This window comes from Streptomyces sp. NPDC094032, assembly GCF_040303965.1.
In the GTDB taxonomy this organism is placed as follows: Bacteria; Actinomycetota; Actinomycetes; order Streptomycetales; family Streptomycetaceae; genus Streptomyces.
Genome location: NZ_JBEOUE010000005.1, coordinates 19,043 through 34,194, shown reverse-complemented (window position 1 = coordinate 34,194; position 15,152 = coordinate 19,043). Strand labels below are relative to the sequence as shown.

At 71.5% G+C, this 15,152-nt stretch carries 13 protein-coding genes; 6 read left to right on the top strand and 7 right to left on the bottom strand.

Annotation, left to right across the window (positions count from 1 at the left end; genetic code table 11):
• Positions 1–54: 54 nt before the first annotated feature.
• Genes ABTZ54_RS09795 through ABTZ54_RS09785 form a run of 3 tightly spaced genes read right to left on the bottom strand, consistent with a single transcriptional unit; the run spans position 55 to position 3,249 of the window.
• On the bottom strand, positions 55–936 hold the full coding sequence (locus tag ABTZ54_RS09795) for a sugar ABC transporter permease (RefSeq protein ID WP_502997223.1): 882 nt from the start codon (positions 934–936) through the stop codon (positions 55–57).
• Positions 930–1,943, bottom strand: a complete 1,014-nt coding sequence (locus tag ABTZ54_RS09790; RefSeq protein ID WP_351659279.1) for a carbohydrate ABC transporter permease — start codon at positions 1,941–1,943, stop codon at positions 930–932. The genes ABTZ54_RS09795 and ABTZ54_RS09790 overlap by 7 nt, the downstream gene beginning before the upstream one ends.
• Positions 1,944–1,974: 31 nt before the next feature.
• Positions 1,975–3,249, bottom strand: a complete 1,275-nt coding sequence (locus tag ABTZ54_RS09785; RefSeq protein WP_351659276.1) for an extracellular solute-binding protein — start codon at positions 3,247–3,249, stop codon at positions 1,975–1,977.
• Between the two features lie 328 nt (positions 3,250–3,577).
• Here ABTZ54_RS09785 and ABTZ54_RS09780 point away from each other — a divergent pair, with 328 nt between their 5' ends.
• From ABTZ54_RS09780 to ABTZ54_RS09770, 3 genes are all read left to right on the top strand, one after another.
• On the top strand, positions 3,578–4,612 hold the full coding sequence (locus ABTZ54_RS09780; RefSeq protein ID WP_351659273.1) for a LacI family DNA-binding transcriptional regulator: 1,035 nt from the start codon (positions 3,578–3,580) through the stop codon (positions 4,610–4,612).
• A 75-nt stretch (positions 4,613–4,687) separates the two neighbouring features.
• Positions 4,688–5,599 carry a phosphatase PAP2 family protein gene (locus ABTZ54_RS09775; protein WP_351659271.1) on the top strand — a complete coding sequence of 304 codons (912 nt, stop codon included), beginning with the start codon at positions 4,688–4,690 and terminating at the stop codon, positions 5,597–5,599.
• Between the two features lie 53 nt (positions 5,600–5,652).
• Positions 5,653–6,711, top strand: a complete 1,059-nt coding sequence (locus ABTZ54_RS09770) for a hypothetical protein (protein WP_351659268.1) — start codon at positions 5,653–5,655, stop codon at positions 6,709–6,711.
• Between the two features lie 46 nt (positions 6,712–6,757).
• Here ABTZ54_RS09770 and ABTZ54_RS09765 read toward each other — a convergent pair whose 3' ends face one another.
• Positions 6,758–8,353, bottom strand: a complete 1,596-nt coding sequence (locus ABTZ54_RS09765) for an amidohydrolase (protein WP_351659265.1) — start codon at positions 8,351–8,353, stop codon at positions 6,758–6,760.
• Entirely contained in the window at positions 8,251–9,813 is a 1,563-nt protein-coding gene (locus ABTZ54_RS09760; protein WP_351659262.1) for an APC family permease, read from the bottom strand. The genes ABTZ54_RS09765 and ABTZ54_RS09760 overlap by 103 nt, the downstream gene beginning before the upstream one ends.
• 112 nt (positions 9,814–9,925) lie before the next feature.
• Between ABTZ54_RS09760 and ABTZ54_RS09755 the strand changes: the two genes are divergently transcribed.
• Both ABTZ54_RS09755 and ABTZ54_RS09750 read left to right on the top strand, forming a co-directional pair.
• On the top strand, positions 9,926–10,540 hold the full coding sequence (locus ABTZ54_RS09755; RefSeq protein WP_351659259.1) for a TetR/AcrR family transcriptional regulator: 615 nt from the start codon (positions 9,926–9,928) through the stop codon (positions 10,538–10,540).
• Positions 10,541–10,620: 80 nt separating this feature from the next.
• On the top strand, positions 10,621–11,067 hold the full coding sequence (locus ABTZ54_RS09750; protein ID WP_351659256.1) for a hypothetical protein: 447 nt from the start codon (positions 10,621–10,623) through the stop codon (positions 11,065–11,067).
• On the opposite strand, the gene ABTZ54_RS09745 is transcribed toward ABTZ54_RS09750, so the two are convergent.
• Complete coding sequence (locus tag ABTZ54_RS09745) at positions 11,018–14,005, bottom strand: bifunctional [glutamine synthetase] adenylyltransferase/[glutamine synthetase]-adenylyl-L-tyrosine phosphorylase (RefSeq protein ID WP_351659253.1); 2,988 nt, start codon at positions 14,003–14,005, stop codon at positions 11,018–11,020. The two genes, ABTZ54_RS09750 and ABTZ54_RS09745, sit on opposite strands and share 50 nt — an antisense overlap.
• A 143-nt stretch (positions 14,006–14,148) precedes the next feature.
• Between ABTZ54_RS09745 and ABTZ54_RS09740 the strand changes: the two genes are divergently transcribed.
• A complete protein-coding gene (locus ABTZ54_RS09740; protein ID WP_351659250.1) occupies positions 14,149–14,580 on the top strand; it encodes a VOC family protein in 432 nt (143 codons plus the stop codon).
• On the opposite strand, the gene ABTZ54_RS09735 is transcribed toward ABTZ54_RS09740, so the two are convergent.
• A complete protein-coding gene (locus ABTZ54_RS09735) occupies positions 14,577–15,092 on the bottom strand; it encodes a GNAT family N-acetyltransferase (protein ID WP_351659247.1) in 516 nt (171 codons plus the stop codon). The two genes, ABTZ54_RS09740 and ABTZ54_RS09735, sit on opposite strands and share 4 nt — an antisense overlap.
• Positions 15,093–15,152: the final 60 nt, after the last annotated feature.

Below are 15,152 nucleotides of genomic sequence, written 5' to 3'. Positions count from 1 at the left end.
CGGGTTCGGGCACGGGTGCGGGCCCCGGCGCGGGGTGCGGCGCCGGTGTGCGGCTCAGCCCTTGACGGCGCCGGCGGACATGCCGGTCACCAGGTGGCGCTGGGCGAAGAGGAACACCAGGGCGGCGGGGACGGCGATGAGCACGGAGGCCGCGGACATCGGGCCCCACTGGGCGCCGTACTGGTTGACGAACTTCTGGAGTCCGCCGGCGAGGGTCAGGTTCTCGTCGCCGACCATGAAAGCGGAGGCGTAGGCGACCTCGCTCCAGGCGGTGATGAAGGAGTAGAAGGCGGTGACCGCGATGCCCGGCTTGGCGAGCGGCAGGATCAGCCGCCAGAAGGTGCCGAAGGGGGTGAGGCCGTCGACGTATCCCGACTCGTCGATCTCGCGCGGGATGGTGTCGAAGAAGCCCTTCATCATCCAGGCGCAGAACGGCACGGCGATCGTCAGATACGTGATGACCAGGCCGGCCGGGCTGTTGAGCAGGCCCATGCCCGCCATGATGTTGTAGATCGGCACGATGAGGACGGCGACCGGGAACATCTGGGTGATCAGCAGCGTCCACATCAGCCCGCGCTTGCCGGGGAAGCGGAAGCGGCTGACGGCGTAGCCGGTGGTGGACGAGACGAAGACGCCGAGGACCGTGGTGAGGGCGGCGACGAGCAGCGAGTTGCCGAACCAGGTGAGGAACGGGGTGTCGCTCAGCAGGTTCGTGTAGTTCTCGAACGTCGTCTGCTTGAAGAAGTCGGTGGTGGTCGCGAACTTCGCGGGCTTGAGCGAGGTCAGCAGGACCCACAGCACCGGGAAGACGGCGATCACGGAGGCGACGATCAGGGTGAGGTGCAGCACCGTCGAGGTGAGCGGCGAACGGCGGCCGCGGCGGGGCGCGTTGGCGGGGGCCTGCACGGCGGGGGCGGGGGTGGTCGTGGTCACCAGACTTCTCCCTGCTTGCGGAGGACGCGCCGGTAGACCGCGGCGAAGACCATCAGGAGGATCAGGATCAGCACGCCCCACGTGGAGGACTGCGCGTAGTCGCGCGGGCTGATCTCGAAGGAGAACTTGTACGCCTGGGTCACCAGGATCTGGGTGGCCTCGCCGGGTCCGCCGCGGGTGAGCAGGAAGATCACCGGGAACATGTTGAAGGTCCAGATGGTGGAGAGCAGGATCACCGTCGTGGAGACCGAGCGCAGGCCGGGCAGGGTGATGTGCCGGAAGCGCTGGAAGGCGCCCGCGCCGTCCATCTCGGCGGCCTCGTAGAGCTCGCCGGGGATGGACTGGAGCCCGCCGAGCAGGGCGACCATCATGAAGGGGACGCCGAGCCAGACGTTGACGGCGATGACCGAGAACTTGGCCCAGCTGGGGTCGTTCAGCCACGGCACGGCGTCGATGCCGCCGCCGGCGAGCAGCTTGTTGAGCAGACCGTTGTCCTCGTTGTAGAGGAAGCGCCAGGCGAAGACGGAGACGAAGCCGGGCACGGCCCAGGGCAGGATCAGCAGCATCCGGTAGGCGGAGCGGCCGGCGATCCTGCGGTTGAGGAGGTTGGCGAGACCGAGGCCGAGGCTAAAGGTCACGGCGACGCAGGACACCGTCCACACCAGGGTCCAGCCCAGGGTGGCGAGGAACTGGCTCCCGGTGAGCGCGTCGACGTAGTTGTCCACGCCCACGAACTCGTACGTCGCGGGGATGTGGTTGACGCCGATGGAGCGCTCGACGTTGCGCTCGTTGGCGTCCGTGAGCGACAGCCAGATGCCGCGGACCAGCGGATAGCCGATGATCACGCCGATCACGATCACCACCGGGGCGACCATCGCCCAGGCGTACCAGTGGGTGGAGAGAGAGCGCTTGACCGCTCCCTGCCGGTTGCCAGTTCCGCGGCTCCGGCCGCGGGCGACGTTCTCGCCCGCGGCCTTCGCCACCGACTGGCTGCTGGTGTCCACAGCCATCAGCCGGTCTGCCTTCCTTCCCGCTTCCTTGTTACTTCCAGTCCTTCAGCAGCTTGCGGTAGGACTCGCCCGCCGTCTTGGCTCCCTGCTCCGGGGTGGTCTGGTTGGTGAGGACCTTGGTGTACTCGGTGACGAGCGGGGCGAAGAGGCTGCCGGTCTCCGGGATCCAGGGGCGCTCGACGGCCTTGTCGACGACCGGCTTGAAGAACTTGATCTGCTCGTTCATCGCCACCTCGGACTTGCCGTAGACCGAGGAGCGGGTCGGGAGCAGGCTGAGCTCCTTGGCGACCTGGGTCTGCACCTCGGGCGAGCTCATGTACTCGACGAAGGCGTAGGAGGCGTCCATGTTCTTGGAGCCCGCGTAGACGGCGAGGTTGTGGCCGCCCTGCGGGGCGCCCTGACCGGCGGAGCCGGCCGGGACCGGGGCGATGCCCAGGTTGGCCTTGTCGGCGAACTCCTTGCCGGCGTAGGTGTCGGCGACGGCCCACGGGCCGTTGATCATCATGGCGACCTTGCCGTCCTTGAAGGCCGTCTGCATGTTGTTCCAGCCGTCGGTGGCGTCCGTCTTGGCGGCGCCCGACTCGACCAGGTCCTTGACCGTCTTGAAGGCCTTGACGCCGGCCGGCTGGTCGATGGTGACGGTCTTGGTGTCGGCGTTGACCAGGTCGCCGCCCTCGCCGTACAGGAAGGAGAGGAACCAGTAGGCGTCGTCGCCGCGCAGGTAGAGGCCGGTCTTGCCGGTCTTCTGCTTGATCTTGGCGGAGACGGCCTTCAGCTCGTCGACGGTCTTGGGGACCTCGACACCGGCGTCCTTGAAGATCTTCTTGTTGTAGAAGATGCCCATGGAGTCGATGACCTGCGGCACGGCGTAGGTCTTGCCGTTGTACTTGGTGGACGCGGCGGCCTGCTTGAGGAAGTCGTCCTGGTCCTTCAGGGCCGGGGTGCCGTCCAGCGCGGCGAGGTAGCCGAGGTTGGCGAAGTCCGGGGTCCAGGCGACCTCGGAGCGGATCACGTCGGGGGCGCCGGAGCCGGACTGTGCGGCGTTCTTGAACTTGTTCTGGGCGTCGCCGAAGGGCACGTTCACGTACTTGACGGTGACCTTGGGGTGCTTCTTCGTGAAGTCCTCGGCGATCTTCTTGAAGACCTTGTCCTCGGAACCGACGGTGGAGGTGTCCCACCAGGTGACGGTGCCGGACAGCTCACCCGAGCTCTTCGAGCCGCCGGTGGAACCGTCGCCGCTTCCGCACGCCGCCAGGGACACACCCAGGGCCGCGACCAGCGCGGTGGCCGCTATGCCACGCCGCATGTGAACTCCTTCAACTGATCCCGGATTGGACGAGGGTGTCGAACAGCTTCCTCATGCGACCGCTCCCTCGCGGCGCCCCGGGTTGCCAGGAACGTAACAGGGATGAAAACGAGCCGAAAGACCTTGCGGGAACTTTCTGCAAGACCCGGCGATCGTTACATCCGCGTGTCCTGAAGGTTGCGAACGGGCCGCTTGACAGCCCCGACAGGCCCTCCCGGGCCGTCCGCGGCTTGCAAGAACTTGCGAAAGACGAGCACCAGAACCGCGGTGGCGGCCGGAACCCGTGTTCGGTGGGCAATCCGACGGGCGACCGGTACAGTCCACTCCCATGACCGCGCGGCTCGCCGACATCGCAGCCCAGGCGGGGGTCAGTGAAGCCACAGTCAGCCGCGTGCTCAACGGCAAGCCCGGTGTGGCCGCGGCCACCCGTGAATCCGTGCTCGCCGCACTCGACGTGCTGGGCTACGAGCGTCCCGTACGCCTGCGCCAGCGCAGTGCCGGGCTCGTCGGTCTCATAACCCCCGAACTGGACAACCCGATCTTCCCCGCGCTCGCGCAGGTGATCGGGCAGGCCCTCACCCGGCAGGGGTACACCCCGGTGCTCGCCACCCAGACCCCCGGCGGGTCCACGGAGGACGAGCTCACCGACATGCTGGTGGAGCGCGGGGTGTCCGGCATCATCTTCGTCTCCGGGCTGCACGCCGACACCACGGCCGACACCACCCGCTACGACCAGCTGCGTGGCAAGGGCGTCCCGTACGTCCTGATCAACGGCTTCTCGCCCAAGGTGCAGGCCCCCTTCGTCTCCCCCGACGACCGGGCCGCGATGGTCCTCGCCGTGACGCATCTGGCCGCGCTCGGGCACACCCGGATCGGGCTCGCCGTCGGGCCCAAGCGGTTCGTGCCGGTGCTGCGCAAGATCGAGGGCTTCCGCAAGGGCATGCAGGAGCGGTTCGGGCTGACCCCCGAGGAGTCCGAGGAGCTGATCCAGCACTCGCTCTACACCCTGGAGGGCGGCCAGGCCGCGGCCTCCGCGCTGATCGCCAAGGGGTGCACCGCCGTCGTCTGCGCCAGCGACATGATGGCGCTCGGTGCCATCCGGGCCGCGCGGCAGCAGGGGCTCCAGGTCCCCAAGGACGTGTCGGTGGTCGGCTTCGACGACTCCCCGCTCATAGCGTTCACCGATCCGCCGCTGACCACCATCCGCCAGCCCGTGCAGGCGATGGGGCAGGCGGCGGTCCGGGCCCTCCTGGAGGAGGTCGGCGGTACGCCGGCCCCGCACAGCGAGTTCGTCTTCATGCCCGAACTGGTCGTTCGCGGTTCAACCGCCTCCGCACCCCTACGGGCCGCGACTCCCTCCTGAGTCGGAGCGGGTGCGCCCTGTCTCCGACCGAGGGATGATCGGTCGGAGGAATGGGATCTGGCAGACTCTCCTCCTATGGGTGAAACGACCGTGAAGAGTTTGGAAAACCGGACGACCCCGTCGTCACCCATCGTGACCGGCGGCGGATTCGCGCGCCTGCGGTCCCGGATGCCCCGGCGCCCGACGATCTGGTTCGAGATCGCGCTCATCGCGATCAGCTACTGGACCTACTCCCTCATCCGCAACGCGGTGCCGGAGCAGAAGGCCCAGGCGCTGAAGAACGCGGACTGGATCTGGCAGGCCGAGCACTCCCTCGGACTCGCCTTCGAGCACACCGTCAACCACGCCGTGAACTCGGTGACCTGGCTGATCGTGTCGATGAACTACTACTACGCCACCCTGCACTTCGTCGTGACCATCGGTGTGCTGGTGTGGCTGTACCGCTGGCAGCCGGGCCGTTACGCGGCGTTCCGCACGGTCCTGTTCGCCACCACCGGTGTGGCGCTCGTCGGTTACTACCTGTACCCGCTCGCGCCGCCGCGGCTGATGAACGGCCAGAACTTCATCGACACCGTGCTCGTGCACCACACCTGGGGCTCGATGGCCTCCGGCAACCTCAAGCACATGTCGAACCAGTACGCGGCGATGCCGTCGATGCACATCGGCTGGTCGCTGTGGTGCGGCGTCACCATCTTCCTGCTCGCCAAGGCGCCCTGGGCGCGCATCCTCGGCCTGCTCTACCCGACGGCGACCCTGGTCGTCATCGTGGCCACCGCCAACCACTTCTGGATGGACGCGGTGGGCGGCATGATCTGCCTGGCCTTCGGCTTCGGCGTCTCGTACCTCTGGTACGGCTCCCGCCCCCACAAGCTGCCCCGCCTGGTGGAACCGGCCGCCCCGGTCGCCCAGGGCGGCCCGCCGGCGGCCGAGACGGCGGACGTCGCCGCCGAGGAGCGCAAGGTCGGCTCCGGACAGCGGATGGGGTAGCTTCTCCCCCCTGAAGATCCGGAGCTCGTGGGGGGCCAATGAACCGTAGATCGTTGCTGAAGGGTGCCGCCGCCGCAGTCGTCGGCGCACCGCTCGCGTCCCTGGCGCTGCCGACCAGCGCGCAGGCTGTCGGGGGCTCGTACGACGTGGCCGTCTGCGAGCAGGCGGCCAACCAGATTCTCATCCATCCGGCCAACACGGACTGGACGCCGGCGAGCCGCAAGTGGGCCTGGACACCGCCGACCGTGGTCGTGAACGAATACAAGCCCTGGACCAATCTGTCCGAGGTCAGGTTCCGGGAAACCCCCACGCAGGGCTGGGTGGCCCTGGTCGCGGCGTCCTACGGCAAGGTCGGCGCGGTCAACATCGGCGACGGTGACACGCTGCTCTGGTCCGCCAGGCCCTACGGCAACCCGCACGCGATCGAACGCATCCCCGGGGTCGGTGCCGTCGTGGTCGCGTCCTCGCAGCAGGACACGGGGTTCGGTGGCCCTGGCAACCACCCCGCGGTGACCACCACGGAGGGCGGCAAGCAGGTGACCCGGCAGGGTTTCCTCACCGTCTACGCCCCCAAGTACGGGCAGGCCGACGACATCGCGAGCCTCAGCAAGGTCGACGAGTTCGAGTTCAACGGAGCGCACGGTCTCTGGTACGACGGCACCTACCTGTGGGTGCTCGGTACCGAGCTGCTCGTCCGGTACGCGTGCACCGGCACCGGCGTGAACTTCAGGCTCGCGGACAGCGGCGTGCGGATCCCCGTCTCCAACGGCCACGGCCTCGACCCCGACTACAGCGACCCCGGACACCTGCTCTTCACCGAGGGCGGCAGGGTGAAGCGACTGGACAAGTCGGGCACGACCCCGCAGCTGTGGACTCCCACCGGGGTCGGCGTGAAGTCCTACTCCAGGGCCGCCTCCGGCGAGTCGTTCTGGCTCCAGGCGATCAACGTCACGGATCCCGTGCACCACCCGGACCCGAACGAGGGCTACTGGAACACGTACGTGCAGTTCTTCGACAGCGCCGGAAGCGCGTCCTTCACGCGTTCCCTGACGGGGTACGGGTACGAGGCCAAGTTCTACAAGGCCCGGGTGTCCAGCGTCGCCTTCGGCTGAGGCCGGCTCCGGACCTCGCTCCGGACCCCGCTCCGGACCCCGCGTACTACCCCACCTCCCCGGCCCGGAACGTGATCCTTCCGCCGGCGATCGTGAGCCGGATCGGGGCCTCGGCCGTCTCGTCGGCCGGGGCCTTCGCCGGATCCACGGCGAAGGCGGTGAGGTCCGCGCGGAAGCCGGGCGCGATCCGGCCCGCCAGGCGCTCCTCGCCCGCCGCGCGCGCCGCGTGGCTGGTCATGCCCTCCAGGGCCATCGCGCCGGTCAGGCCGTGCCGGGCCGAGGCCGCGCCCTTGGGGGCCTGCGCGGTGGCGAGGACCTGCCGGGCGTCGTAGTGGGCGATGGGCCAGTCCGAACCGAGGGCCAGCTCCGCGCCGGCGTCCCTGAGGTCACGGCAGCGCCAGGCGCGGTCGGCGCGCTCGTCGCCGAGCCGCTTGGACCACTCGTCGCTGTGGTCGGCGCGGGTGTACGCGGTGTGCGGGGGCTGCATCGAGGCGACGACGCCGAGCGCGGCGAAGCGGGCCAGCTGGTCGTCGGGGACGGTCTCGATGTGCTCGATCCGGTGGCGAGGGCCGGTCCCGGCGCCGAGGGACTCGACGGTGTCCAGGACGTGCCGGACGGCCGCGTCGCCGATCGCGTGGGTGGCGGTGCCGACGCCGGCCCGGTGCAGGTGCCGTACGGCGGCGGAGTACGCGGCCGGGTCGGGCCAGAAGGCGTCGGTGCCCTGGCCGTGGCAGTCGGCGTGCTCCAGCCAGGCGGTGCCGCCCTCGACGGTGCCGTCCATGAAGAACTTGACGCCGCCGATCCGCCACAGCCGCCCGGCCAGGCCCTGGAGCCGGACCAGCTCGTCCAGTTCCTCGGTGGTGGCGCCGGGCATGCACCAGGGGGCGAGGCGCAGCCGCAGCGGCAGGTCGCCCGCGGCCTCGACGGCGGCGAGCAGGCCGGGCACGTCGTGGCCGCCGAGGTCCATGACGTGGGCGCCGGTGAGTCCGGTGGCGGCCATGGCCGTGAGCAGCTCGACGAGCCGGTCGCGGCGCTCGGCGGAGGGCCGGGCGGGCAGGACCGGGGTCATCAGGTCCATGGCGGCGTGCTCGTTCAGGTGCCCGGTGGGGCGGCCCTCGGCGTCGCAGACGATCTCGGAGCGCTGGGTGAAGGCGCGCGGCCCCTCGATGCCGGCGGCCTTGAGGGCGGCGGCGCTGGCGAGGGCTGAGTGCCCGTCGTAGAGGCGCAGGAAGGCGGGGGCGCCGTCGAGGGCGTCCTCGATCAGGTCGCGGTGGAGGGGGCGTCCGCCGAAGACGTTGTGGTCGAGGCCGTAGCCGACCACCCAGCCCTCGCGGCGCTCGGCGGCCCGCAGCGCGGCCCGTAGTCCTTCGAGGTCGGTGACGGCCGACAGGTCGGTGCCGTCGGACATCTCCAGGCCCCAGACGGGGTGGCTGTGGGCGTCGGTGAGCCCGGGGGTGAGGGTGGCGCCGCCGAGGTCGACGAGCTCGGTGCGGGGGCCGCGCCAGGCGCGGGCGTCGGTGTCGTCGCCGACGGCGGTGATCAGTCCGTCGCGGACGGCGACAGCGGTGTGGCGGGAGTCGGCGGGGGTACGGAGGCGGGCGTCGACGAGGACGAGGTCGGGCGCTGCGGGCTCTGCGGACATGAGGGGTCTCCGGTTTCCAGGGGCTCGGTGGGCGGTTCTTCGGCGAAGTGGGCGTAGACCTCGGGGCGGGTGCGGCGGAGCCGGTACGCGAGGAGGAGCCCGAGGAGGAAGACGGCGGGGACGACGGCGACGAGGACGGCGTCCACGGTGGCGGAGGCGCCGGTGAAGAGCTGGACCTTGGAGGCGACCAGGTAGAGCGCGACGGCCAGCAGGACGGCGGCGGTGCCGGGGGCGACGAGGGTGCGCAGGGCGCCCTCCCGGTGCGGGACGCGGCGGAAGTAGCGCACGACGGCGAGCGCGGCGAGCAGCATCAGCGCCATCAGGCCCAGCATGCCGGGGGTGTTGACCCAGAGCAGCAGCTGGGCGTACGGGTCGGCGCCCGCGGCGGCGAAGCCGAGGACGACGACCGCGCCGAGGACGGTCTGGACGACGCCGGCGACGTACGGGGAGCGGTGGCGGGGGTGGATCCGGCCGAGCGCGGCGGGCAGGACGCCCTCCTCGGCGAGGGCGAGGCCGTAGCGGTTGATCGCGTTGTGGAAGGCGAGCAGCGAGGCGAGGATGCTGGTGACGATGAAGACGTGCATCAGGTCGGCGGCCCAGGGTCCGACGTACGTGGTGATGGCGGCGAAGAAGAGGCCGCCGGGGTCGTCGGACGCGGCGGCGACGACCCGGTCGTCGCCGAAGGCCTGGATGACGGTCCAGACGACGAAGGCGTAGAAGAGGCCGAGGAAGGCGACCGCGATGTAGGTGGCGCGGGGGATGGTGCGGTCGGGGTCGCGGGCCTCGCGGCGGTAGATGACGGTGGACTCGAAGCCGGTGAAGGCCGAGAAGGCGAAGGCGAGCACGGCGGCGGTGCCGGGGACGAGCACGTGGCCCGGGGCGAAGGAGCCGAGGGAGAGTCCGTCCGCGCCGCCCTCGATCAGGACGCCGCCGGCCAGGAGCAGGAGTATGCCGGTCTCGGCGACGAGGAGGACGCCGAGGACCTTGGCGCCGAAGTCGATGGAGCGGTAGCCGCCGTACCAGATGAGCAGCAGTCCGGCGAGGGCGATCGGCAGCCAGGGCAGGTCGACGCCCCACAGGGCGTGGGCGGTGTCGGCGGTGGCGGAGCCGAGGAGTCCGTAGACGCCGATCTCCATGCCGTTGTAGCCGACCATGGCGATGAGCGCGGCGGCGATGCCGACGGGTTTGCCGAGTCCCTGGGCGATGTACGCGTAGAAGGCGCCGCCGCTGCGGACATGGCGGCTCATGGTGGTGAAGCCGACGGCGAAGACGGCCAGGGTGATGCCGGCCAGGAGGTAGCCGGCGGGGGCGCCGATGCCGCCGAGGACGAGGGCGATGGGGGCGACGCCGGCCATCACGGTGAGCGGGGCGGCGGCGGAGACGACGAAGAAGGAGATGTCGGCGGTGGTGAGGCTGCCGGTGCGGAGACCGGGTGGCTTGTCGGAGGCGCTGGACGACATGGGGTGGGGAGGCCCTTCTGCGGCAGGAGCAGGAAACCTAAAGCCTTTCGGTTGGCGCAATGTAGCCTCGTGTCCAACGATTCGGGAAGACCTGAACAGGGGGAAGACCTTCATGGGCCGGCCGCGCACACCCCTCCTCGACCGGGAGCGCATCACCACCACGGCGCTCGAACTCGTCGACGAGCAGGGCGACTTCAGCGTGCCGCAGATCGCCCGGCGGCTCGGCGCGCAGACGGCCTCGGTGTACCACCATGTGGACGGCCGGGACGGCATAGTCGAGCTGCTGCGGGAGCGGGTCTGCGACGCGATCGACGGCGGCGCGCTCGACCGGGAGCCCTGGGACGCGGCCATGGCGGCCTGGGCCCGCTCCTACCGCGCCGCCTTCGCGGCCCACCCGCGCGCGATCCCGCTCCTCACCACCTCACCGGTCCGCGCGCCCAAGGTCCTCCTCCAGTACGAGAAGGCCGTCGTCCGGCTCCTGGACGCGGGCTTCCCGCTCGCGGACGTGATGCCGGTGATCATCGCCCTGGAGAACCTGGTCCTCGGCTCGGCCCTCGACATGGCCGCCCCCGAGGCGATGTGGGAACTGACCGACGAGACGGCCACCCCTCAACTGGCCCGCGCACTGGGCGAGATGACCGAGGGCCGCACGGACGCGGCCTTCGAACTGGCCCTCGCGGGGTACCTGGAACACTGCCGAAGGCGGCTCGCCGCTGCCGCACCCTGACGAAGGATGCCCACAACGGGGCGGGGTGCAGCCGGACCCACTATGCACTCCACGTATACACCCTGCGTATAGTCGCGCCCATGATCACCGTCTACCGGCCCCTCAAGGCCCTGTTCGTCTCCTCGCTCGCCGTTGCCGCCTCGCATCTGATCCTGTCCGACACCCTCTATCTGGGGTTCGCCGGGCAGGCCGCCTCGACGCTCGGGGCCGGTGGGCCGGCCTACTCCGCCGATCAGGCGTTCACCACCGCGCTCATGAACACGGCGCTGGTGATGCCGCTGGTGCTGTGGATCGGGTTGCGGATCTCCGGGGAGCGGGGGGTGTGGCTGACGGTGTTGACCGGGACGGGGGCCTGGGTCGTCACCGTGTGGAACGGGATCGGGGTGCTCGACGACGGGCCCGGCGCCATACTGCCGCTGCGGTCGATGCTGCTCGTGGTGGGTCTGGCGGCGGTCGCGTCGCTGGTGCCGGTGCGGGCTACGCGCCGTAGAAGCGCTCCTCCACCACCGCCCGCGCCCGGCGCGTGATCCGGCGGTAGTCGTCGACCATCTCACCGACATGGCCCGGGGCGTAGCCCAAGTAGCGCCCGACGGCGGCCAGTTCGCGCGGCTCGGAGGGGAAGGTGTCGCCGGGGCGGCCGCGGACCAGCATCACCGCGTTGCGCACGCGGGTCGCGAGGACCCAGGCCTCGTCCAGGATCTGGGCCTCGTCCGTGGCGAGCAGGCCCGCCGCGTGGGCGGCGGCCAGGGCCTCGCGGGTCCGGGTGGTGCGCAGGCCGGGCTCGGCCCAGCCGTTCCGCATCTGGATCAGCTGCACCGTCCACTCGACGTCGCTCAGACCGCCCCGGCCCAGCTTGGCGTGGAGGGTCGGGTCGGCGCCGCGCGGCAGCCGCTCGGTCTCCATCCGGGCCTTGAGCCGCCGGATCTCGCGCACCGCGTCCTCGCCGAGCCCCTCCGTGGGATAGCGCAGGGGGTCGGCAAGGTCGATGAAGCGCGCGCCCAACTCGGCGTCGCCCGCCATCGGTTCGGCGCGCAACAGGGCCTGGCTCTCCCAGACCAGCGACCAGCGCCGGTAGTAGGCCTCGTAGGACTTGAGGGTACGGACCAGGGGGCCGCTCTTGCCCTCCGGGCGCAGGTCCGCGTCGATGAGCAACGGCGGGTCCGCCGTGGGGAGTTGGAGGAGTCGGCGCATCTCGGAGACGACTCGGTTGGCGGCTCGGGCGGCCTCCTGTTCGTCGACGCCCTCGCGCGGCTCGTGCACGAACAGGACGTCCGCGTCGGAGCCGTAGCCGAGTTCGTGGCCGCCGAAGCGGCCCATGCCGATCACGGCGAAGCGGGTCGGCAGCTCGTCGCCCCACTCGGCCCGCACGGCCGCCCGCAGCGCGCCCGCGAGGGTGGCCGCGTTGAGGTCGGTGACCGCCTGGCCGACCCGGTCCACGAGGGCGCCGGGGTCGGGCTCACGGGGGCTGTCCTCCGTACCGTACGAGCGGATGAGGTCGGCGGCGGCGGTACGGAACAGCTCGCGGCGGCGTACTCCGCGGGCCGCCGCCACCGCCTGCTCGGCGCCGTCCGCGCGGCCGACGGCGGCGAGGACCTCCTGCTCCAGGTGGTCCCGGCCACGCGGCTTGAGCCCCTCCGGGTCGCCGAGGATCGCGACCGCCTCGGGGGCGCGCAGCAGCAGGTCGGGGGCGAGGCGGCCGGCCGACAGGACCCGGGCCAGGTTCTCGGCCGCCGCGCCCTCGTCGCGCAGCAGCCGCAGGTACCAGGGGGTCTTGCCGAGCGCGTCCGAGACCTTGCGGAAGCCGAGGAGGCCCGCGTCCGGGTCGGCGGAGTCGGCGAACCAGCCGAGCAGCACCGGGAGCAGCGTGCGCTGGATGGCGGCCTTGCGGGAGACCCCGGAGGACAGCGCCTCCAGGTGGCGCAGGGCGGCCGACGGGTCGGCGTACCCGAGCGCTTCGAGGCGCTGGCCTGCCGCCTTGGGGCTGAGCCGGATCTCGCCGGGGGCGAGCTGCGCGACGGCGTCCAGGAGCGGCCGGTAGAACAGCTTCTCGTGCAGGCGGCGCACCACGGCCGCGTGCCGCTTCCACTCCTTGTTGAGCGCGGCGACCGGGTCGGTGCGCAGCCCGAGGGAGCGCCCGAGGCGGCGCAGGTCCGCCTCCCCCTCCGGGACGAGGTGGGTGCGGCGCAGCCGGTAGAGCTGGATGCGGTGCTCCATGGCCCGCAGGAAGCGGTAGGCGTCGTCGAGCTGGGCGGCGTCGGCGCGGCCCACGTAACCGCCAGCGGCGAGGGCGGCGAGCGCGTCGAGGGTGGTGCCGCTGTGCAGGGTGGCGTCGCTGCGGCCGTGCACGAGCTGGAGGAGCTGCACGGCGAACTCGACGTCCCGCAGGCCGCCGGGGCCCAGCTTCAGCTCGCGTTCGACCTGGGCGGCGGGGATGTTGTCGACCACCCGGCGGCGCATCTTCTGCACGTCGGGGACGAAGTTGTCGCGCTCGGCGGCCTGCCAGACGAGCGGCGAGACGGCGTCGATGTAGGCGGCGCCGAGCTCCGGGTCGCCGGCCACCGCGCGCGCCTTCAACAGGGCCTGGAACTCCCAGGTCTTGGCCCAGCGCTGGTAGTAGGCGAGGTGGGAGGAGAGGGTGCGGACGAGCGGGCCGTTGCGGCCCTCGGGGCGCAGGTTGGCGTCGACCGGCCAGATGGTGCCCTCGACGGTGGTCTCGGAGCAGATCCGCATGAGGTGGGAGGCGAGCCGGGTCGCGGCCTGGATCGCCTTGCCCTCGTCGGCGCCCTCGGCGGGCTCGCCGACGAAGATGACGTCGACGTCGGAGACGTAGTTGAGCTCGTGGCCGCCGCACTTGCCCATGGCGATCACGGCGAGCCGGCACTGGGCGGCGTCCTCGGGCGCGGCGGCCGAGGCCAGTGCGAGCGCGGCGCGCAGGGTGGCGGTGGCGAGGTCGGCGAGCTCGGCGGCGGTCTGGGCGACATGGGTGGTGCCGCAGACGTCGCGGGCGGCGATGGCCAGCAGGCAGCGGCGGTAGGCGACCCGCAGCGAGACCGGGTCGGTCGCCTCGGCGAGCCCGCGCTCGAAGTCGGCGACGCCCGGGTGCAGATCGGCCGCCTCGTACGTGACGAGGGCCTGCCAGTCGTGGGGGTGGCGGGCCAGGTGGTCGGCGAGCGCCTCGGAGGCGCCGAGGACGCCGAGCAGCCGGTCGCGGAAGGGCTTGGCGGAGAGCAGCGTGGTGGTGAGCGCCGGGCGCTCGGCCTCGGGCTGCGCCTCGACGAGCCGGACCAGGCCGCGCAGGGCGAGGTCGGGGTCGGCGGTGCCGCCGAGGGCGTCGAGGAGCACCGGGTCGCCGCGCAGGGCGGCCAGCTCCTCCAGGTCGAGCAGGCGTTCGGCGGCGGACGGATCGGTGAACCCGTGCCGCAGCAGCCTGCTGAACGTGCTGCTCCTGCGTCCCGGCACCGTCATGCCGCCGCTCCCTCCACCGGTCGGTCCAGCCCCCGGACGAGCCTATCCGGCGCGGGGCCCGGTTGGCGTTTCGAGGTGCGCGCCGGACGCTTTCTTTGCGAGGGTGGCGGGGCTGTCATCACACGATACGAGGAGTCTCGAACGTGAACTGGACCCTGGAAGTCGTCCCCGTCCCCGTCACCGACCTGGACCGGGCCAAGGAGTTCTACGCCGACAAGTGCGGCTTCAAGGTGGACCTGGACCAGGAGGTCGCGCCGGGCATGCGGATCGTCCAGATCACCCCGCCGGGCTCCCGCTGTTCGCTCACCCTGATCGAGGGCATGCCCCCGTTCCCGGGCAGCAAGGACATGGCCCCCGGCACGCTGCACGGCCTCCAGCTGTGCGTCACCGACATCGAGGGGGCCCGGAACCAGCTCGTCGAGGCGGGCGTGGACGTGTCGCCGGTGATGCACGTAGGTGCGACGGGCTGGGTGGAGGGCAAGGGCGAGACCTGGAACTCCTTCCTCACCTTCGAGGACCCGGACGGCAACGGCTGGGTGGTCCAGGAGGCGCCGACGGAGCTGTCGGAGCGCTAGGGCGTGGCCGCGCGGGGGAACACGATGCGGTAGTTGCGTACGGTCTCGTCCTCCCCCTCGTACGCCATCCCCGCCCGCTCCATCACCCGCTGCGAGGCGACGTTGTCGAGGTTCGCGTCGCCCCGCACGGCCGTGGCCCCGGCCTCGCGGGCGCGGCCGATGAGCCCGTGCAGGGACTCGGTGGCGTACCCCTGCCCCCGGAACGCGGGCACCAGCCCGTATCCGATGGTGACGACACCGTCGGGGCCGGGCGGCCGGTGGAAGCCGATGCCGCCGATGACGAGGTCCTCGGCGCGCAGGCGTATCGCGTACGGGCGGTAGATCCCGGGGTCGCCGCGCTCGGCGATCCCGGCGAGGAAGGCCCGCGCGCTGGCGGTGTCGCCGATCCCGGGATACTCCGCGGCCCACCGCTCCCCGGCCGCGGGCCGGGCGTCGACGATCCGCTGGGCGTCGCCGAAGGAGAGGGGGTGCAGGACCAGCCGGTCCGTCTCGATGATCTTCGTTTCAGTCATTGGCGGCAGTCTCGGGGAGCGCGGGGGCGGGCGCAACGGATTTCGGCCCGGGCGCGGGCC

What these genes read in the sequence shown, in the direction of transcription:
- ABTZ54_RS09785 (WP_351659276.1), bottom strand. Translation starts at nt 3,249, where the DNA reads ATGCGGCGTGGCATAGCGGCCACCGCGCTGGTCGCGGCCCTGGGTGTG.
- ABTZ54_RS09750 (WP_351659256.1), top strand. Translation starts at nt 10,621, where the DNA reads ATGATCACCGTCTACCGGCCCCTCAAGGCCCTGTTCGTCTCCTCGCTC.
- ABTZ54_RS09765 (WP_351659265.1), bottom strand. Translation starts at nt 8,353, where the DNA reads ATGTCCGCAGAGCCCGCAGCGCCCGACCTCGTCCTCGTCGACGCCCGC.
- ABTZ54_RS09735 (WP_351659247.1), bottom strand. Translation starts at nt 15,092, where the DNA reads ATGACTGAAACGAAGATCATCGAGACGGACCGGCTGGTCCTGCACCCC.
- ABTZ54_RS09755 (WP_351659259.1), top strand. Translation starts at nt 9,926, where the DNA reads ATGGGCCGGCCGCGCACACCCCTCCTCGACCGGGAGCGCATCACCACC.
- ABTZ54_RS09745 (WP_351659253.1), bottom strand. Translation starts at nt 14,005, where the DNA reads ATGACGGTGCCGGGACGCAGGAGCAGCACGTTCAGCAGGCTGCTGCGG.
- ABTZ54_RS09780 (WP_351659273.1), top strand. Translation starts at nt 3,578, where the DNA reads ATGACCGCGCGGCTCGCCGACATCGCAGCCCAGGCGGGGGTCAGTGAA.
- ABTZ54_RS09760 (WP_351659262.1), bottom strand. Translation starts at nt 9,813, where the DNA reads ATGTCGTCCAGCGCCTCCGACAAGCCACCCGGTCTCCGCACCGGCAGC.
- ABTZ54_RS09775 (WP_351659271.1), top strand. Translation starts at nt 4,688, where the DNA reads ATGGGTGAAACGACCGTGAAGAGTTTGGAAAACCGGACGACCCCGTCG.
- ABTZ54_RS09790 (WP_351659279.1), bottom strand. Translation starts at nt 1,943, where the DNA reads ATGGCTGTGGACACCAGCAGCCAGTCGGTGGCGAAGGCCGCGGGCGAG.